This window comes from Paenibacillus algorifonticola (assembly GCF_050481745.1).
Taxonomy (GTDB): Bacteria; Bacillota; Bacilli; order Paenibacillales; family Paenibacillaceae; genus Pristimantibacillus; species Pristimantibacillus algorifonticola_A.
This window is the reverse complement of sequence record NZ_JBCNGR010000021.1, coordinates 99969-119413: the sequence shown is the minus strand read 5'-3', so window position 1 is coordinate 119413 and position 19445 is coordinate 99969. Positions and strand designations below refer to the sequence as shown.

The 19445-nt window shown below is 50.9% G+C and carries 20 protein-coding genes; 11 read left to right on the top strand and 9 right to left on the bottom strand.

Annotation, left to right across the window (positions count from 1 at the left end):
• Positions 1-48: 48 nt before the first annotated feature.
• Entirely contained in the window at positions 49-906 is an 858-nt protein-coding gene (locus tag ABEW34_RS19370) for a lipoate--protein ligase family protein (protein ID WP_430160917.1), read from the top strand.
• A gap of 146 nt (positions 907-1052) precedes the next feature.
• On the opposite strand, the gene ABEW34_RS19365 is transcribed toward ABEW34_RS19370, so the two are convergent.
• The 3 genes from ABEW34_RS19365 to ABEW34_RS19355 form a co-directional block, all read right to left on the bottom strand.
• Positions 1053-1496, bottom strand: a complete 444-nt coding sequence (locus tag ABEW34_RS19365) for a threonine/serine exporter family protein (RefSeq protein WP_430160915.1) — start codon at positions 1494-1496, stop codon at positions 1053-1055.
• 21 nt (positions 1497-1517) lie between these two features.
• Positions 1518-2279 carry a threonine/serine exporter family protein gene (locus ABEW34_RS19360; protein ID WP_430160913.1) on the bottom strand — a complete coding sequence of 254 codons (762 nt, stop codon included), beginning with the start codon at positions 2277-2279 and terminating at the stop codon, positions 1518-1520.
• Between the two features lie 88 nt (positions 2280-2367).
• Entirely contained in the window at positions 2368-3750 is a 1383-nt protein-coding gene (locus ABEW34_RS19355) for an MATE family efflux transporter (protein WP_430160911.1), read from the bottom strand.
• A gap of 411 nt (positions 3751-4161) precedes the next feature.
• Here ABEW34_RS19355 and ABEW34_RS19350 point away from each other — a divergent pair, with 411 nt between their 5' ends.
• Positions 4162-5736 carry a histidine kinase N-terminal 7TM domain-containing diguanylate cyclase gene (locus ABEW34_RS19350; RefSeq protein ID WP_430160909.1) on the top strand — a complete coding sequence of 525 codons (1575 nt, stop codon included), beginning with the start codon at positions 4162-4164 and terminating at the stop codon, positions 5734-5736.
• Between the two features lie 10 nt (positions 5737-5746).
• Positions 5747-6373 carry an NAD(P)-dependent oxidoreductase gene (locus ABEW34_RS19345; RefSeq protein WP_430160907.1) on the top strand — a complete coding sequence of 209 codons (627 nt, stop codon included), beginning with the start codon at positions 5747-5749 and terminating at the stop codon, positions 6371-6373.
• Here ABEW34_RS19345 and ABEW34_RS19340 read toward each other — a convergent pair.
• A complete protein-coding gene (locus tag ABEW34_RS19340) occupies positions 6362-6841 on the bottom strand; it encodes a glutathione peroxidase (RefSeq protein ID WP_430160905.1) in 480 nt (159 codons plus the stop codon). The genes ABEW34_RS19345 and ABEW34_RS19340 overlap by 12 nt on opposite strands.
• Positions 6842-7080: 239 nt before the next feature.
• On the opposite strand from ABEW34_RS19340, the gene ABEW34_RS19335 reads away from it, so the two are divergent.
• The 6 genes from ABEW34_RS19335 to ABEW34_RS19310 all read left to right on the top strand — a co-directional run bounded on the left by ABEW34_RS19335 (position 7081) and on the right by ABEW34_RS19310 (position 12925).
• On the top strand, positions 7081-7530 hold the full coding sequence (locus ABEW34_RS19335; protein WP_430160903.1) for a MarR family winged helix-turn-helix transcriptional regulator: 450 nt from the start codon (positions 7081-7083) through the stop codon (positions 7528-7530).
• Positions 7531-7697: 167 nt separating this feature from the next.
• A complete protein-coding gene (locus ABEW34_RS19330; protein ID WP_430160901.1) occupies positions 7698-8069 on the top strand; it encodes a GntR family transcriptional regulator in 372 nt (123 codons plus the stop codon).
• The gene (locus ABEW34_RS19325) at positions 8066-8962 is read left to right on the top strand and encodes an ABC transporter ATP-binding protein (RefSeq protein WP_430160899.1); all 897 of its coding nucleotides are present in this window, start codon (positions 8066-8068) and stop codon (positions 8960-8962) included. Before ABEW34_RS19330 ends, ABEW34_RS19325 begins: the two co-directional genes overlap by 4 nt.
• Entirely contained in the window at positions 8959-9648 is a 690-nt protein-coding gene (locus tag ABEW34_RS19320; RefSeq protein WP_430160897.1) for a hypothetical protein, read from the top strand. The genes ABEW34_RS19325 and ABEW34_RS19320 overlap by 4 nt, the downstream gene beginning before the upstream one ends.
• A gap of 200 nt (positions 9649-9848) precedes the next feature.
• Positions 9849-10886: a Glu/Leu/Phe/Val family dehydrogenase gene (locus ABEW34_RS19315; protein ID WP_430160895.1), complete on the top strand. Its 1038-nt coding sequence runs from the start codon at positions 9849-9851 to the stop codon at positions 10884-10886.
• A gap of 329 nt (positions 10887-11215) precedes the next feature.
• Positions 11216-12925: an alpha/beta fold hydrolase gene (locus ABEW34_RS19310; RefSeq protein WP_430160893.1), complete on the top strand. Its 1710-nt coding sequence runs from the start codon at positions 11216-11218 to the stop codon at positions 12923-12925.
• Between the two features lie 209 nt (positions 12926-13134).
• On the opposite strand, the gene ABEW34_RS19305 is transcribed toward ABEW34_RS19310, so the two are convergent.
• Complete coding sequence (locus tag ABEW34_RS19305; RefSeq protein ID WP_430160891.1) at positions 13135-13707, bottom strand: DUF1697 domain-containing protein; 573 nt, start codon at positions 13705-13707, stop codon at positions 13135-13137.
• Positions 13708-13948: 241 nt separating this feature from the next.
• Between ABEW34_RS19305 and pepT the strand changes: the two genes are divergently transcribed.
• Positions 13949-15184: a peptidase T gene (gene pepT, locus ABEW34_RS19300; protein WP_430160889.1), complete on the top strand. Its 1236-nt coding sequence runs from the start codon at positions 13949-13951 to the stop codon at positions 15182-15184.
• A gap of 174 nt (positions 15185-15358) precedes the next feature.
• On the opposite strand, the gene ABEW34_RS19295 is transcribed toward pepT, so the two are convergent.
• From ABEW34_RS19295 to ABEW34_RS19280, 4 genes are all read right to left on the bottom strand, one after another.
• Positions 15359-15979, bottom strand: a complete 621-nt coding sequence (locus ABEW34_RS19295) for a flavin reductase family protein (protein WP_430160963.1) — start codon at positions 15977-15979, stop codon at positions 15359-15361.
• Positions 15979-16590 (bottom strand): alpha/beta hydrolase, encoded by a 612-nt coding sequence (locus tag ABEW34_RS19290; protein ID WP_099518058.1) that lies wholly within the window; start codon positions 16588-16590, stop codon positions 15979-15981. Before ABEW34_RS19290 ends, ABEW34_RS19295 begins: the two co-directional genes overlap by 1 nt.
• Positions 16591-16608: 18 nt before the next feature.
• Positions 16609-17538: a ring-cleaving dioxygenase gene (locus ABEW34_RS19285; RefSeq protein WP_430160888.1), complete on the bottom strand. Its 930-nt coding sequence runs from the start codon at positions 17536-17538 to the stop codon at positions 16609-16611.
• Positions 17539-17640: 102 nt separating this feature from the next.
• The gene (locus ABEW34_RS19280; protein WP_430160886.1) at positions 17641-18117 is read right to left on the bottom strand and encodes a MarR family winged helix-turn-helix transcriptional regulator; all 477 of its coding nucleotides are present in this window, start codon (positions 18115-18117) and stop codon (positions 17641-17643) included.
• 191 nt (positions 18118-18308) lie between these two features.
• Here ABEW34_RS19280 and ABEW34_RS19275 point away from each other — a divergent pair, with 191 nt between their 5' ends.
• Positions 18309-19322, top strand: a complete 1014-nt coding sequence (locus ABEW34_RS19275) for an LLM class flavin-dependent oxidoreductase (protein WP_430160884.1) — start codon at positions 18309-18311, stop codon at positions 19320-19322.
• The last annotated feature ends 123 nt before the right edge of the window (positions 19323-19445 follow it).

Sequence of the window (19445 nt, the reverse complement as noted above, 5' to 3'; positions counted from 1 at the left end):
CGCTTAGTATGATGGAGAAACAGGAAGCCTAGAGAGGAGCAGCTCACGATGACAATCCAGCCAGCAAGTCCGGTTCCCGGACTGCAAGATCTGCTGCTGCTTGACCGGATGAACGATTATTCGCAGACCGATCCGCTTTATCCCTTCGCCTTGGATGAGCTGCTGTGCCGCAGCACAGGCCAGGGCGGGCCAGCGATATGCCATATTTGGCGCCACGAGCGCGCCTTTATACTTGGCCTGCGCGACAGCAGGCTGCCGCTGGCGGGCGACGCCTCCCGCTGGCTTGAAGCGCTCGGCTACAAGACGGCGGTGCGCAACTCTGGCGGCGCAGCAGTGCCGCTTGATCCGGGTGTCGTCAATATTTCGCTCATTTTGCCTAAAGCGAACACGCTCGACTTTCATTTTCATCAGGATTTTGAGCTGATGTACAGCCTCATTCGCTCCGCGCTTGCCGGGGCTGGCGTGGCCGTCGATAAAGGCGAAATCGCCGGGGCGTATTGTCCGGGCGATTTCGACCTCAGCATCGACGGCTTTAAGTTTTGCGGCATTGCGCAGCGCCGCCAGGCACATGCCTACATCGTGCAGGCGTTCATTGTCGCCGAAGGCGCAGGACAGGAGCGGGCGGCGCTAGTCCGCTCCTTCTATGAGCGGGCAGCGGGCGACGCCGAGCTCGGCGCGCATCCGCTCGTAGAGAGCAGCAGCACGGCCAGCCTCGAAGAGCTGGTCGGCTTGGAGCAGGGCGGCGGCGCGGAGCGCTTCGCAGACGCCGTCAAGCAAATCATCCGCAGCGGTCAGACGGCGGATGGTCTTGCCGCAGCAGCGGCTAGGCTCCAGATGCCGTCGCCTCAGCAGATTGAAGCGATGGCGCAGTCGCTGCGCGGACGCTATGCAACTACACAGGCGTAGCACTTTTGGCCAGGCCAGGCTAGGCTAGGTTAAGCCAGGCCAGGCTAGGTTAGGTTTGTCTAGACTAGACAAGTTTAAAGCGCGTCCAAATACAAAATGCCTCTTGCCCTGCTGCGAAGCAGCATAAGCAAGAGGCATTATTATTGTCATGATGATCGCGGCGATCTGCGAAATATAAGATAAACAACCTCGGAGAATACGAGCCCGATAGCGATGGAACCAGAAATCATGAAAGCCTGCATAGCTAGCTCGACGGCTATGACGTATTCCTCCTGCACAATGTGACGCATCGCATCATAGGCGATTTTACCCGGCACAAGGGGAATAATGCCCGCCGCACTGAAAACGATGATTGGCGTGCGATAATGCTTCGCCATTATTTGGCTAATAATGGTCACTACGCAGACGGCCAGCAGCGTTGCAGGAATCGTCCTCATTTCCAGCATGCTGCACACGGTATATGCAAGCCACCCCGATGCGCCAACCAGACCGCACTGCACCAGGCGATGCTTCTGCACACCGAAGATTAGGCTGAAGGCCGCGCAGGCCACGAAGCTGACGGCAAGCTGTTCAAGCAGCTGTACAACCATCGTTTCTCCCTCCTTTTCAAGCTACGAATATACGGACAGCACGAAAGCAATGCCAGCACCGATGGCAAAAGCTATTAGAAAAGCCTCCGCTCCCTTGGACAAGCCGGAGACCAGATGCCCCGCCATTAAGTCCCTTACCGCATTCGTAATATGAAGGCCGGGCACGAGCGGCATAATTGAGCCGATAATGATTTTATCCAAATTGTGCCCAAAGCCGAGCCATACCATCAAGACAGCCAGCGAACCGCTAATGACCGCCGACAAGAAGCTCGCGAAAAAAGTTATCGGCATAATGCGGTGCAGCGTCAGCAAGCACAAGAAGCCAATGCCGCTCGCAAGCGCCACCGGAAGAAAGTCGTTCCAGCTGCCGCGGAACATAATCAGGAAGCAGCCGCTCGCGATAGCGGCAACCAGCACCTTAAGCCACGCCGGATAATCATCCGCCTCCTGCTCAATATCCTGCAATTGCTTATAAGCTTCATGACGCTGAAGGTTCCCTTGGCAGATGCGCCTGGATATATCATTGACGAGCGTCACCTTCTTCAAATTCGTCGACCGTTCCGAAATCCGGACAAGCCTCGTCGACTGCGCAGCACCATCCAGCGCAAAAATAATGCCCGTCGGCGTCACATAGCTATAAGCATTAGCCACGCCGTAAGCCCCGGCGATCCGAACCATCGTATCCTCAACCCGGTACGTTTCCCCGCCATTTTGCAAAATAATCTTGCCCGCCAGCAAGCAAATGCTCGCAATATCCTGACCATCATTGTTAGCGTAATCCATACGCAGCCAGCCTCCCTAGCTTCGCAGCCTCAACACTTTCACCGAATGAACGACAAGCGTTTGTTCGCTTGAAAGGCCCATCCTCCCTTTAATGCGAGGCTGTATGCTCTACAAAGTCCGGTTTCACCAGCGCATGCCGTTCCCACTTCCGGCTCTTCCACCGGAAATACATAATGACCGCGCGCAACCATTCATCCGTCGCAATAGCCAGCCAAATGCCTGCTAGTCCCATATCCAGATGAAAAACAAGATAATAACCGAGCGGCACGCTTATGCCCACCATCGTAACCATCCCGATCCAGAGCGGAAACTTCGCATCCCCGGAGGCCCGCAGCGAATTGACCAATATAATATTGATCGTTCGCCCCGTCTCCAGCACAATGCTGTACAGCAGGACGTTTGCCCCCAGCCGTATAATGTCAGCATCATCCGTAAACAGGCCCATTAGCTGCTCGCGGAACAGCAGCACGAACACCAGCATTACCATCGTTGCTCCGCTGGCCCACAGCACGCTTGCCAATACCTGCTTGTACGCCGCATCGCTGCGCCCGCCGCCGACGTAGCGGCCTACCATAATCGCTGTTCCCATGCCGACCGCCATCGCGAATAAATAGATCAGCACCGATATATTTGAGGCGTACTGCCGGGCCGACAAGGACGCTTCACCAAGAAACGTCACATAATACAGAAAGACCATTTGGCAGCTCTGGTACATGACCTGTTCAAAAGCCGACGGAACACCGATCTTTAATATTTTGCGAATAAATTCCTTCGACATCTTGAAAAAATATTGCAGCTTCACCTTAAATACCATAACCCGATTCATCAGCCAGAAAAACACCAGCATCGCCAGCAGGCGGCTGACAACCGTCGAAATGGCCGCACCTTCAACACCAAGCTCGGGAAAGCCGAACTTGCCGAAGATCAGCACATAGTTGCCGATTAAATGTATAATATTCATTCCCAATGATACCAGCATGGCTTCCTTCGTGAAGCCGTATACCCGAATAATTGCAGAAAGTGAATTAATAATCGCCTGTAAAAAAATAAAGCCGCCTACAATTCGCAAATAGCTTTGCGCATAGGCCAGTACTTCTCCTTGCAGATTCAAGCCCTGCAGGATAAGATGACCGAACAATAGACAGGACAGGCTCATTAATAGGCCTACCAACAGATTGAGCGAAATCGCCAGCGCTGACAGCTGCGCAGCCTCGACCAGCTTCCGCGAGCCGATATATTGCGCTACGACAATCGAAGCCCCGTTGCCGATAACTTCCATAACAAGCAGCATAATATGCAAATATTGATTCGATGCGCCTACGCCGGAAACGGCATTGTCGGACAGCTTGCTGAGCATGAATGTGTCCGCTGTTCCCATCATCATAAACAAAAATAATTCCAAAAATATCGGCCAAGTCAAGAAAAAGAGACGATTGTCCCGATCCCGCTTAACCCCCAGCTTAAATCCCAAGATGTCACCTTCTCCAGCTCATAATCCCAAGGTGAAACGGCGCTGTCGCCATCCTCTGGCGGCAAAGCTACCGTTTCGCGATGAAATATAGAGAAAGGATGAAAAAATCATATCCTTTCCTATATTTCTAAGAAACTCAAGGTATCTTAGCATACTTGACTTGCAAATGCACGAATAAAAGCGGGCTCTAATAGCCTTTTGCCATCCAGGAAGGATGAAAGCGGTTTATGCTTAACATTACCATTCAAATCGCGTATCTTTAAAGGCAAAAAATGTGATACCATTCTAAATAGATCGTTTAGCAACCTGAGAGCGCTTCATTGCAGCAATACCTAATTACTAAGGAGCTGCGAGGAAATGAGCGGTACTTTATTTCGTCGCAGTCTCTAACCAACTGGAGCCATACAACTGATGAATATGACTATCTCCAATTATATTGTTATTGTAACGATTTCCAGCGTGCTCAGCGCCTTGCTTGCCATTTACGGATATTTAATAAAATCCAGCTTTGCCGGAATGAGAGCCTATATCTGGACCTCGATTTGCTCAGCTATCTACACCTTCGGCTTTGCTTTTGAATTGGCAAGCGATTCATTAGCTGAAATTCGCTTCTGGATTGGCATAGAATATTTGGGACTGCCATTCATCTCCCCCGCTACGCTAGTGCTCATTCTGTACTTTACTGGAATGGATCGCTTCGTTACCCGTAAGATGCTGATCTGGCTCTTTACGATTCCCTTTATTACTTTATTGCTGGTCGTAACAAATGAATGGCATCATATGTTTTACCGCTCGATATTTCTCCGTCCCAATGAATCGGTTATTGTCGCCGATATCGTCTTTGGGGAATGGTATATTATCAATGGCAGCTTTACGTTCGGCTGTCTGGTCGTAAGTGCTTACCTGCTGCTGCGTCAATGGACTCACGCCAAGATGATTTACCGCAAGCAGCTTTTAATGATGGCAGCCGGCATTTTTATTCCCATGACTGCCTCCTTTATGTATTTGCTTGACCTTACGCCCCACGGCATGGACATCGTGCCCCCGCTTATGTTTATTACGTCGATTTTGAACATTTGGGCGATTTTGACGTCAAATATTTTGAAGGCTGCGCCAATTGCCAGAGAACGTATTTTCGAAAGCATGCGCGACGGCGTTATTGTGCTGGATATGAACGGGCGGATTGCAGATTATAATCGATCTGCGTCACAGATGATCGCATCGCTGAGGCCTACGGCGATTGGGACGGATTTCAAGGATATATGGCTGCTCCATACGGGACAAGCTGCTGATTTTATTCATTATGATGAGGAATTCAAGCATCATGAGCGGGAAGTAAGGTGGATTCAGCAGCATACGAGCCTGCCGTCGTTCTACCTTGTGCGCTCATCCCCTGTTCACAGCCGCAAAGGCGAGCTGATCGGAAGAACGATTGTCCTGATGGATATTACGGAGAAGGCGATTCTGCAAGAGAAGCTGAAGCAAATGGCTACTATAGATGGACTGACTGGCATATACAACCGCGCTTACTTTTTAGAGCAAGCCCGCTTGCTGCTTCACCAAGCGATGCTCAATCAACAGCCGTTTTCACTTATTTTGTTCGATATTGACCATTTTAAATCGATAAATGACCGCTTCGGCCATGACATTGGCGATTTAGCCCTTTGTCATGTCGTAGCGGTCTGTCAGGAACAGCTTAGCGATAGCGATTTATTTGGGCGATACGGTGGAGAGGAATTTATTATTTGCCTTCCAGCTGCTGCGCCCAATGAGGCAGGGGAGATCGCCGAGAAGCTGCGCCGGGCTCTTGCTGGCAGCCCGTTGCAGACACAGGCCGGCTCCGTTCCTTTGTCAGCAAGCTTCGGTGCAGCTGGCATAACAATTGCGGAGCATGCTGAACTGGACGAGATGATTCGCGAGGCCGATAAGGCGCTGTACCAATCCAAGAATATGGGACGCAATGCCGTTCATATTTTTAGCAAATGAGGGACATCACATGCAAATTACGATATTAGGCGCCACAGGACGCGTCGGGCGCGAAGTCATGCTGCGCGCCCTTGCAGATGGACATAGCGTCCATGCCTTGGTGCGTTCGATAGAGAAGCTTGAGCTTTCGCATCCGCAATTGACAGCCATCGTCGGAGATGCTCGCGAAGAAGCCGTGCTCAAGCAAGCTGTTGCAGGCAGCAGCGTAGTCATTAGCGCACTGGGCACGGATGGCGGAAATACGCTCTCCTCCTGCTTTCCGGGCCTGCTTGCCGTCATGGCGCAGCAAGCCATCCATCGTCTCGTGACGGTCGGAACGGCTGGCATTCTGGAGAGCCGCACCGAGCCTGGCCTGCTGCGCTATCAATCCAGCGAATCGAAACGCCGGTCTACACGGGCTGCCGAGGAGCATCATGCTGTACTGCGACTTCTGGAGGCATCTGCAGAGCCATTAAATTGGACGCTCGTATGCCCAACTTATTTGCCGGATGGGCCTTACACTGGCGTTTATCGCAGCGAGCAAGACTATTTGCCCGAAGGCGGGCTGCAAATTACGGTAGGCGATACCGCCGACTTCACTTACAAGGAAGCGATTGGTGGAGCCTTCACCCGCTGCAGGGTTGGCTTAGCCGAGTAGCTTTTTGATATCTTCTACGAGATCCTCCGGCTTATCATTCGGCCCAAACCGTTTGACCACTTTGCCATCCCGATCCACTAGAAACTTCGTAAAATTCCACTTGATCGCCTTCGAGCCCAGCACCCCGCGAGCCTCATTCGTCAGGTGCTGGTACAGCGGGTGTGCGCTGCTGCCATTTACATCGATTTTGCCAAACAACGGAAAAGATACCCCATGGTTAAGCTCGCAAGCCTGCGCAATTTCCGCATCGCCCTCCAGCTCCTGATTCATAAACTGCCCGCTTGGAAATCCTAGTACCGCAAGCCCTTGCTCGCCATACGTATCCTGCAATTGCTGCAAGCCTTTGAATTGCGGTGCAAAGCCGCATTTGGTAGCTGTATTTACGATTAACATCACTTTGCCTTTATAGGGAGCCAGCGTCTCCTGCGCACCTGTAATCTTCTTCACTTCGATATCATAAATGGACATCATAATAACCTCCTTAAAATTTTAAAAACAACGGTCAGGCTGAAAATATAGCAATTAATTTTGATAAATTTAATTTTATACAATTTAATTTCAATTGTCAAATAGGATGGCTGAAATTTGCTGCTGCGCACACTGCGTCTTCTTTTGACAGGTTTCGCAGGCAATGCTACAATAGCTTAATTAATTGCACACAATTGATTGCTGCGCATAACCTTGGTCCGAAGGGAGAGACAATTAGCATGAATGAAGATGAATGGATGAAGCTCGATAATCAAGTTTGCTTTTCCTTATATGCCTGCTCGCGGGAAATAACAAAGCTTTACCGTCCTGTACTAACGGAGCTTGGCTTAACGTATACGCAATATGTCACCCTGCTGTCCTTATGGGAACAGGACAAGGTGACGATGAAAGAGCTGGGAGCGAGACTGCTGCTCGACTCTGGTACGCTGACCCCGCTGCTTAAGAAGCTGGAAGGCATGAACCTGATCACCCGCATTCGCGATAAAGCCGACGAGCGCAATCTCGTTATTCAGCTGACGGAGGATGGCCGCGAGCTTAAAAAACGGGCCGCCGATGTTCCCAAACGCGTTTATGGCGGCTTGGACATTACACCTGAGGAATTTCATGCCGTTCATCAGCAGGTACGAGGCCTGCTTGGCAAAATAGAAGCCGCACAGCAGCCGATTTAACAAAGGGCATCCGGCCCATTTCACCCCAAAAAGGATAGAAGAGCAGATACTACACTGCCTCTTCTATCCTTTTTTGTATTTTTTCATATCGGATGCCTATTGACGCGTTGGTTGATCGCATGTATAGTTGGTTACATGAGTAACTAACCAGTTTGGTGGTGGACAATGTGAGCATAAGCATCGACGATAGCAGACCCATTTTCATGCAAATTGCCGAGCGCATCGAGGACGATATCATTCAAGGCCTGCTGCCGGAAGAGTCGCAGGTGCCTTCGAAAAATCAATTTGCAGCCTTTTACCAAATCAACCCCGCCACCGCAGCGAAAGGCGTCAATCAATTAGCGGATCAAGGCATTCTTTATAAGAAACGAGGGATTGGCATGTTTGTCGCAACAGGTTCCAGAGCGATATTGATGGAGAAGCGGCGTGAGCAGTTTTTCGAACAGTATGTGGTGACGATGATGCATGAGGCCGAGAAGCTGGGCATTACGCCAGAGCAGTTGTCAGATATGATCAGAAGAGGAGGAACCAAGCCATGAGTCCAATTGTCGAGCTAAAGCGGGTAACGAAAGCTTATGGGAATTTCAATGCCGTAAACGAAGTGAGCTTCGTGCTGGAGCCGGATAAAATATACGGTTTGCTCGGACGCAACGGCGCCGGGAAAACGACGATTATGCATATGCTGACTGCCCAGTTGTTCGCGACGAGCGGCGAGCTGACCGTCTTCGGCGAAGCCCCTTATGAAAACAACCGTGTACTGCGCCAAATTTGCTTCATTAAGGAGAGCCAGAAATACCCGGACAATTACAGCCTGCTCGATGTATTGGAGCTATCCGCCTCTTTGTTTCCAAACTGGGACCGCACCTTCGCTAATACATTAGTCGAGGAATTCCAGCTGCCCTTGAAGCGTAAAATCAAAAAAATGTCGCGCGGCATGCACTCCTCTGTCGGCATCATTGTCGGGCTCGCGAGCCGCGCCCCGCTGACGATTTTTGACGAGCCTTATTTGGGACTTGACGCCGTTGCCCGAAACTTATTTTACGATCATCTGCTCACTGATTATGCCGAGCACCCCCGCACGGTCGTGCTTTCCTCCCATCTCATTGATGAGGTCAGCCAGCTGCTGGAGCATGTAATCGTCATCGACAAGGGCAGCATTCTGATTAACGAGGACGCCGAACTGCTGCGGGGTCGCGCCTACACAGTGGCTGGATCTGCATCTGAGGTTGAATCTTTTCTCAACGGCAGAATCGTTGTTTCCCGCGAGCCCTTTGGTGCCTTACTCTCCGCCACAGTAGACGGCATGCTCAGCGCAGGTGATCGCAAGCAGGCGGCTACGAGAGGGCTGGAGTTTGGCTCCGTATCTCTACAACAGCTGATTATTCATCTGACGAATGGCAAAACTGAACGAAAGGCGGCAGATTTGTTATGAATCGCACATTAAGCGTAATCAAGCTTCATCGACGCGATCGATTTAGCTGGTTTTTCATTCCTCTTCTCATTCTCAGCTCCAGTTTTGTTGTAAATTTGCTCATTAGTTGGTTGATCGCCGATACGGAGAACATGTATACAGGCGGAATCTCGTCCCTATTGGTTTATATATTCGTGCTGGGCATTATCGTCGTCGCACAGACCTTTCCCTTTGCGATCAGCTTCAGCATTAGCCGCTTCAATTATTTTGCAGGCACCATCGTAATGGCCCTTCTGATGAGCCTCGGCTCGGCGCTCCTGCTGCTGCTAATGTCTATTATTGAAAATCAGCTTACGAACCACTGGTGGTCGGGCTTGTATTTTTTCTACCTGCCGTATTTGAGTGATGGAAATTTGCTCGTACAGCTGCTTACCCTGTTCCTGATCGCTCTGCATTTGTTTCTGTGGGGCTTTGTCTTAGGCAGCTTCTATCGAAAATTCAAGAAAACGGGCATGCTGATTTTGTTTCTTGCATCCGGTGTCGTACTCACCCTTAGCTCCTATATCATCACTCAGAATCATGGATGGCTCGATATTTGGGCGTGGCTTATCAAGCATACCGCACTCGGCCTCTCCCTGTGGCTCCTTCCTTTCATCCTGCTGAATGCTCTGCTATCCTTCCTTATGCTTAGAAGATCAACCGTATAAAAGCTTACTTGAAAGGGGCCGCTTCATCACTCCAGACAGCTGGTGAAAGCGGCTTTTTTTCTTGTTCACACTGCGCCCATCTAAGCTATGCATTTCCCCCGACTCGTGCATATGCGGTATCAAGTTAAGCTGCTGTTGAATACATCAATAGTAAACCGCATAACGACTATGCACTTTAGCAAATGGGGGGGCTGCTATCTATGGACGGGCATAGCGTGAGCGCAAGCTTCGAAGGCTTCGAGCAGTTGGATGTGATGGAGGATGCATCTAGCGGGCTCAAAGCGATCATTGCCATTGATCAGACCAAGCTTGGTCCGGCACTGGGCGGCTGCAGAATGTGGACCTACGCCTCTGAAGAGGCGGCGATCAGCGACGCCCTTCGGCTGGCGCGCGGCATGACGTACAAATCAGCTCTTGCCGATATCCCCTACGGTGGAGGCAAAGCCGTCATTATCGGCAATCCTGCCACAGACAAAAGCAGCAAGCTGTTCCGCTCGCTTGGGCGCTTTATTGAGCGGCTTAACGGTCGCTATATTACCGGTATGGATCTGGGCACAACTCCAGGTGACATGGATGAGATCGCCAAAGAAACACGTTATGTGACCGATGTTACCGGCTCGCTGGGAGCAAAGGGAAATTTCACAGCGAAAATGACCGCGTATGGCGTATATATCGCAATCCGCACATCGCTTAAGCAAAAATATGGCTCTGAGCAGCTGCAGCAGCGAACGGTCGCTGTCCAAGGTCTGGGCAAGGTTGGCTACGCCTTGTGCCGTTATTTGCATCAAGCAGGAGCCCGGCTTATTGTCGCTGATTTGAACGACGGGCTAGTCAAGCAGGCGGCCGCACAGTTCGGGGCCACAGCTGTTTCCGTCAACAGCATTCATAAGCAAAGCTGCGATATTTTTTCGCCTTGCGCACTCGGCGGCATATTGAACGACGTGACTCTTCCGGAGCTGAAGTGCCCCATCATTGCGGGTGCCGCCAACAATCAGCTGGCGAACGCCAAGCATGATGCCGCCTTGCAGCAGGCTGGCATATTGTATGCCCCGGACTATGCCATCAATGCGGGCGGCATTATTGTTACGGCGGCTGAGCTTGACGGCAGCTCCGCTTCCTATGCCCGCAGCCAGGTGGAGCGCATCAGCGATCGGCTGGCTCATATTTATGCGCTATCCAGCACGCTTCCGCCAGCGGCGGCAGCAGACGCCATCACGCGAAGACTGCTCGCGAAATAAGGCCGCGCACACGATTGAATGTCACCCAGCATTCCGCCATGAACAGCCGACTGGCGTCATATCCGCTTCGGCGGAATGCGGCGGCGATCGGCTGGCGCTCTCTTTTTTTCATAAACGCATGGAAACTATGCTTGAACCCGATTAAGCCCCCAAACTAAGATGTCCAACAATTAGGAAACCATGAACAAGCTCCATTCGTATGAAATAGAGCTGCGGTTATTTAACCGCCCTACATAATTGACCCCATGCATCCAGCTATTTTTCTACAGCATCTTATGCCTGATTCCCTCGATGGGACAGGCGCACTCTAAAGGAGGACTGAATTTATTTTGAAAAAGCATTTGGCATCTACGATCGTATTTTCCTTGCTGCTCATGGCTGCATTTCCCGCTATGACAGCTGCCGCAGAAACCCTCAAGCTGCTCGTTAATGGCAAAGTCATCACGACGTCTGCTGGCAATCAGGCTTACTTGAGCAGCAGCGATGAGGTCATGATACCGCTGCGGAGCGCAGTCGAAGGACTTGGTCTGAAAGTTACCTACCATAAAGCGAGCAGCAAGGTTCTGCTCGAAGGGCAGGACCTCAAGGTTACGTTCAGCTCCGGCAGCTCCGAAGCACTAGTGAACGGGGAGAAGCGCACCTTCGACACCGCTTCGGTTCAGCGGCAGGGACATCTGTATGTCCCGCTCGCTTTCTTCAATAAAGTTCTGGGTTGTCAGTACAATTATGAAAGAAGCAAGATGCAAGTCTCCATTGCTACCCCCTTGTCTGAAGCCGAGCGTTGGATAAATAAAGTTACCGCTGCTTTGGATAAAGGCGATTACCAAATGCTTTGGGACGATTACTTCTCGGATACACTCAAGAAACAGGTTTCTGTAGATGTACTAGGAAAAACGTGGGAAAGCACAAAGGTTCAAGCAGGCAGCTACGTTCGCGCAGAGCATATTGTAGTATCTGGAGCGGACGAAGGGATGACGATGATTACCGCAACTGCTGTATTTGAAAAGATTAGCTTTAACCTTACGCTTTACGTCAACATGGAGAGTACGCTGCTCGAAGGCATGCTGATTACGCCAAAGCCCATCGACAAAGAAGCTCCAGCTACGATTGTTGAAGAAGAGGTTACCGTTGGCGAGGGCACTCCTTATGAGCTCGGTGGAACCTTGACTCTTCCGAAAAATGCCACTGGCCCGCTGACTGCGGTCGTATTGGTCCAGGGCTCGGGCGCATCCGATCGCAATGAGACGGTAAGCGGTTATACGCCATTTCGCGATATCGCTTGGGGACTAGCTCAGCAAGGAATTGCCGTACTGCGTTATGATAAACGCACATTTGTTTACGGCAGCAGCATGACGACAGAAGCTTATATGAAAATGACGGTGAAGGAAGAAACCATTGATGACGCTATTGTCGCAGCCAAGCTGCTAAAAGCGGATAAACGGATTGACGCCTCCAAAGTGTATGTTATTGGACATAGCCTTGGCGGCATGCTTGCCCCGCGTATTGATGCAGAAGGCGGCGACTTTGCCGGGCTCGTGCTGCTTGCTGGCTCGCCACGCTCGCTGTGGGAAATCGTCTATGACCAGAACCAAGCTTTTATCACTGCCATGGATGATAAAGACCCCGCCAAACAGGCAAATGTGCAGCTCGTAGAAGCTGAATACAAAAAGGCGCAAGCACTGGATACATTGACTGATGCGCAGGCGCAGGCGACGACGGTTTTCTCCCTGCCCGCCTATTACTTTAAGGAAATGGACAATCATCCCGCGAGCGGATATGCCGCAAAACTAACGAAACCGGTGCTTGTCCTGCAGGGCAAGGATGATTTCCAAGTATTTGCGAATAAAGACTATGTGCTGTGGGAGGAGCTGTTCAAAGGGAAATCTAATGCTTCCTTCAAGCTGTACCCAGGCCTTAACCACTTTTTCGTCGATTACAGTGGTGAAGGAGAAGGCACGTTAGCCGAATACAACCATCCAGGCAGCTTTGCTGCACCCGTCATTTCCGATATCGCCAAATGGCTGAAACAGCACGCTTAGCACTTATTATTCATCACATACAACGAACCGCCAGCTTGGACAGGGAAGCTTTATACTTCCTTGCTGCCAAGCTGGCGGTTTCTTATTGAAATATAGGAAAGGATATTCTAACGCCATCCTTTCTCTATATTTCACGGAATGAAACGCGCCGCGCTGCCAAAGGACGGCGACAGCCGTTTCACCTTGAAATATAGGAAAGTATCGTAACGCTATCCAGGCTTATTCGCCTTGAGCAGCTCCTCCATGCCTGCAGCGAGGCTAAGCAGCTTGTTCATCGTCTGCCAGTTCCGCGAAGTAGCAGCTACGCCCAGCTTTTTTTCCAGCAAATTGTTCGAAAACATCGACTTGCGCACGCTTTGGCGGCAATAAATATACACTTCGCTATCGCACAGGCGATAGTCGTCCACCTCGCTGCTGCATGCGAGCAGCCGCTGCTTTCCTTCTTCCGTAGGCATACCTGCGAGCAGCGCAACATAAACATTTTCACCCTTCTGAAGCTGATCGGCATCAAAAGGGCTGCTTGCGACAATCGCGGCCAGCTCCGTATAGGTACGCATGACGACTGGAACGTCAAATCCGAATACAGCCGTAATTTCCTTCTGAATTTGCAGGCGCAGCTGCTCGGCTGGAGCATCCGATTCGAACAGCACATTGCCGCTTTGAATATACGTTTTAACCTGCTGCAAGCCAAGCTGCTCGAACATCCGCTGCAAATCCTGCATTTTGATTATTTTATGCCCGCCGACATTAATCCCACGAAGCAACGCTATATAAATGGCCATCCAACAGCACCTGCCCTCATCTCAATAATCCTAAGTATAGCATGTACGGCCCCGCGCGCGAACGCTGCTGTAATTGTGATAAAATAGAAATAAACCTAGAGATACATACTGACAAGGTGAAACGGCTGTCGCCGTCCTCTGGCGGCGCGGCGCGTTTCAGTCCGAGAAATATAAGCCTATTTATACGTGTAAACTTATAAATTCTTATATTTTGAAATAGAGGAAAAAGGAGCATGGAAGCATGAAACAGGAACTGATGGAACGCTTTATTTCTTATGTCAAGGTGAACACGCAATCCGATGACCGCAGCGAGACTTGTCCGACGACCCCGGGCCAACTGCTGCTTGCCGACCAGTTGGTGGAAGAGCTGATGAAGATCGGCATGGAGGAGGTAACCGTGGATGAGAACGGCTATGTGATGGCTACACTGCCTGCCAATACGGACAAAACGGTGCCGACGATTGGCTTTCTCGCCCATATTGATACCGCGCTGGATTTCACGGGTGAAAATGTAAAACCGCAAGTGGTCGATAACTACGACGGCGGCGATATCATACTGAACGAAGCGTTGTCTATCGTATTGTCTCCATCCGCTTCGCCTGAGCTGAGCCAATATGTGGGACATACGCTAATTACGACCGATGGCACGACGCTGCTGGGTGCAGACAATAAAGCGGGCATTGCCGAAATTATGACAGCGATGGTGTATTTGATTCAGCATCCTGAAGTGAAGCATGGAAAAATCCGCGTCTCCTTTACCCCGGATGAGGAAATCGGCCGTGGGCCGCATCGTTTCGACGTTGCCGCATTCGGTGCAGATTATGCCTATACGATGGATGGCGGGCCGCTTGGCGAGCTGCAATACGAAAGCTTTAATGCTGCCGCTGCTCACATTATTTGCAAAGGCACGAACGTCCATCCCGGCACGGCCAAGGGCAAAATGGTCCATTCGGCGAAAATCGCCATGGAATTGCACGGTCAGCTTCCTGCCGATGAAGCGCCGGAGTTCACGGAAGGCTACGAAGGCTTTTATCATTTGATTCAAATGAGCGGCGATGTGGAGAAGTCCGAGCTGCGTTATATTATTCGCGATTTTGACCAAGAAGGCTTTGCGGGACGCAAGCAGAAGCTGGCAGACATCGTCAGCAGGCTAAAGCTTAAATATGGTGAATCGAGTATAGAACTGAATATTCGGGATCAATATTTTAATATGCGGGATAAAATCGAACCGGTTATCGGCATCGTAAATCAAGCGAAGCTGGCAATGGAGAATCTCGGCATTAAGCCGGATATTAAGCCGATTCGCGGCGGAACTGATGGCTCGCAGCTTTCCTACATGGGGCTTCCTACGCCTAATGTGTTCACCGGTGGGGAAAATTATCATGGCCGCTACGAATACGCTTCGGTCGACAATATGCTGAAAGCCGTTCAGGTTATCGTGGAAATTGCTAAGCTTGCGGAAGCAGAGGCTAAATAGAGCTCCCTCAGCATTGGCTTACACTTTCAAAAGTAAAAGAACCTTCGTGCTACGCCGATACGGTGTAGTCGAGGGTTCTTTTACTTTGCAGTTTCAAGTGTCAAGCTTGCAGCTCACATCTGCTGCCATTTTTGGTCAAACAGATACAACGAATATCTGCGTATGTGTATGCCATCACGAGGTTGGACGGTCAATGGAAAAACGTGCGCCAAGCCCTGCATAATCGCTGCCTGCAAGCCTGGCAATAGGCGCAAGCTGGTCGGCATCAATATAACCGCGCTCATCGTAAACCGTCTCATCGAGATGATAAAATACGACCTTGCCGATCAGTAAATCGCAGGCAGGCGCATCGTTCGTTCCGCCGAGCGGAATGGCCTTCTCCAGGACGCATTCCATCCGAATTTTCGCTTCAGCTACACCAGGCACGGCAACCCTAACGCTAGGAACCGGCGTAAGTCCTGCTGCTGCGACCTCGCTTACCTCTGGCGGCAAATTAGCCGCCGTTACATTCAGCTGTTCAATATACGATTGGTCGGCAATATGCACGACGAAAGCCCCTGCCTCTATTGCATTGCGGGCAGTATCCTTCTGCTGTCCATCCGGCTTCCGCTGTACCGAAACCGATAGCAGCGGCGGATTGGACGATACAACATTGAAATAGCTGTATGGCGCAGCATTGAGTACGCCGCATGAAGACAGCGTCGTCACGAAAGCAATCGGCCGTGGTATAATGCTGCCCGAAAGCAGCTTATAATTATCACGGGCCGAGCGCTCAGACGGATCAATCGTAACCATCATGGGCAAATGACCTTGGCATACCAGGCTGCGGCTGCTTCGACTTCGCTGCCCGTCAACTGATGGCCGTAGTTTTCCCAATGTACGCTAACCGCAGCTCCCGCGCCGGACAGCATCGCTTGCAGCTCTTCCGTCTCTTGCGGCGGGCACATCTGGTCATTGCGGCCTGCACCGATGAAACAGGAAATGCCGGTCATATCGGGAAGCTCTACGCTGCGAAGCGGAACCATCGGATGATGCAAAATCGCTCCCCGGAAAGCATCCTTGTAATGGAACATTAGGCTGCCCGCGATGTTGGCTCCATTGGAGTAGCCGATAGCGACGAGATTTTCACGATCAAAGCCATAGTCGACTGCCGCCTGGTCTAGAAAATCATGGAGCTCCTTCGTACGGAGCACTAAATCCTCCTCGTCAAAAACACCTTCGGCCAGTCTGCGGAAATAGCGGGACAACCCGTTTTCCAGTACATTGCCTCTAATGCTTAACACCGATGCTGTAGGGTCAATTCGGCCAGCCAGCGGCAGCAAATCGCGCTCCGTTCCTCCGGTACCGTGCAGCAGCACCAAAACTGGCGCCGCCGCATTCGTGCCTTGCTGATAAATATGTTTCATTGTCCATTCTCCTCTCACTTACGGTACTTGGATAGGCGGAAGCAGCCGCACAATGTCCTCGCGATGCTGTTCAAACCATTCTGGCAGCATCAGTTTTTCACCGAGATGTTCCGGCTCCTCGTCACGTGCAAAGCCTGGAGGATCTGTCGCAATCTCGAATAATATGCCGCCTTCTTCGCGGAAATAAATCGCATGGAAATATTGTCTGTCGATTATTGGTGTAGGGTGGTAGCCATTCGTCTCCACATGGCTTCTCCACAGCGCATGCTCTGCATCGTCTTTCGCACGCCATGCAATATGATGGACCGTACCGGAGCCGCCATGACCAGGCTCAACACGCTCAATCGGAAGATCAATGATATTGCCGATTTCTGCCGATGATCTGAAACGCGCATAACCAGCATCCTCGCCGATTTTGCTCAGTCCCATTACCTCTTCCAGCAAACGGAACGTTTTCTGCGGAGCAGAGCTGTACAAAATCGCGCCGCCAAAGCCTTTAATGGCTTTATCAGTCGGTACTCCCGCATAAGACCAGTCGCTTAGCGGGCCTTCCTCCCGGGCTACAAGCTCAAGCTGCAAGCCATCAGGGTCAACGAATTGTACATACGACTCGCCGAACCGCTGCGTTTCGGTGAATGGCACTTCATATTTTGCCAAGCGCTCTTTCCAAAAATCCAGCGCTCCCGCAGGAACAACATAAGTGGTTACCCCAACCTGACCGCCTCCAATCACACCTTTACGACCGTGTGCAAAAGGGAAGAAAGTCATGATCGTGCCTGGGCTGCCGGCTTGATCTCCGAAATACAGATGATACACTTCCGGAGCATCAAAGTTGATTGTTTTTTTCACGAGCCGCTGGGCTAATACGCCTGCGTAGAAAGTAACCGTTGCTTGTGCGTTCGATACGAAAGCTGTAATGTGGTGAATGCCTGCTGTTTGTTGTGTCATTATGAACACTCCTCTATTATATCATGGATTTGAGAGTCTTTAAATTAAGATATTGGGGCTGAGTGATAGAAATAAGTGACGATACAGGATACCAAGCCTCTTCTACTTAAAAGCATCCTGCGCGTGTCTGCCAAGCTTCTTGAGCAGCTCGCTTGCCAGCTTCTGTTCCTCTGTCGTCAAGCCGCTAACCGCTTCTGTAATAATGTTTGCATGTGCTGGAAATACTTCTTCAATAAACTGTGTGCCTTGGCTAGTTATTTCTGCGAAGATGAGCCGGCGATCATCAGCTGAAGCTCTACGCTGCACAAGCTGCTTCTTCTCAAGCTTATCTATGACGTAGGTAATGTTGCCGCTGCTCATCAGCACCTTGCCGCCAATTTGCTGCAAAGGCTGTGGACCTTTGTGATATAGCATTTCCAGTACGCCGAATTCCGTACGATTCAAGCCATGCTTGCGAATGTCCCGGTCGCCGTGGGCGTTAATCCATTGGCTGGCCCGATTGAGCGCAATGTAGAGCTTCAAAGCACTGTCTTCGGCTTCCTGCTGTGACACTTTCGTTATGCTGTCTGCCTCTTTCATTGCCCTCACCTCCTTGCATTTATTATCTTAAATTTAAGATACTACAATTAAAGATAAAATGCAAGCTTTTGCTTCAACTTTTTTTCACCCTCTTTCGCGCCTGCCTGTCCACTCTATCCTTGGCGTTCATTATGATATAATGGAGAGTATGACCTACAAGTCAATTTACTGTACAGGAGGTTATTGTTATCATGACCCATTTACATACCGTTCCCCTTTCCATTCTTGATCTGGCTCCCGTTGTTGAAGGCGGCAATGCAACCGACGCTTTCAAAAATACACGCGATCTCGCCCAGCATGCTGAGCGTTGGGGCTATCAGCGCTATTGGCTGGCTGAGCATCACAATATGCAAGGCATTGCCAGCGCCGCTACCTCAGTACTCATCGGCTATGTGGCCGAAGGCACGAGCACGATCCGTGTCGGTTCCGGTGGTATTATGCTGCCCAACCATGCGCCGCTTATGATAGCCGAGCAATTCGGCACACTCGCCTCGATGTATCCAAGGCGCATTGATCTTGGACTCGGGCGTGCGCCAGGCTCAGATCAGGCCACTGCCCGCGCGCTGCGCCGTGGACTTAATAGCAATAACGGCCAAGACTTCCCTGAGCTGCTTGGCGAGCTTCGCAGTTTTCTAAATCCTTCTATAGAAGAAGGAGTTCCTGCGGTTCGCGCCTTCCCCGGCGAAGGACTCGATATTCCGATCTGGCTGCTAGGCTCCAGCGGCTTTAGCGCTCAGCTAGCGGGGCAGCTGGGATTGCCGTTTGCTTTCGCCAGCCATTTTGCGCCAGACTATTTAATGCAGGCTCTGCATTTGTACCGCAGCAGCTTCCGCCCTTCGGCGGCGCTTGAGCAGCCTCATGTCATGATTGGCGTAAACATTCTTGCGGCCGATACAGATGAAGAAGCGCGCTTCCTCGCCTCCTCGCAGGAGCAGCAGTTCCTGAACCTCATCCGCGGCCAGACGAGCAAGCTGAAACCGCCCGTTGCCAATATGGATGAACTGTGGAATGAACAGGAGAAGGTTGTCGTCCGCAGCAAATTCAGCTTCGGCGTAGCCGGAAGCAAGGAAACGGTCCGCAGCAGAATGGCCGACATTATTGAAAAAACAGGCGCTGATGAGCTGATGATTACCGGCTCTGCTTATGATCATCAGGCACGCCTTCGTTCTTTTGAATTGATTGCTGAAATCATGAATGAGGGCTAAGGCTGATTCATCTCTCTAGCTCGCACTATGCCAAAACAAACAATCCCCCTGGGCGCTTTCGCGTAATCAGGGGGATTTCTTCTATATATAGGCCAAAACGAAACCATTCATCAGCAAAAAAAC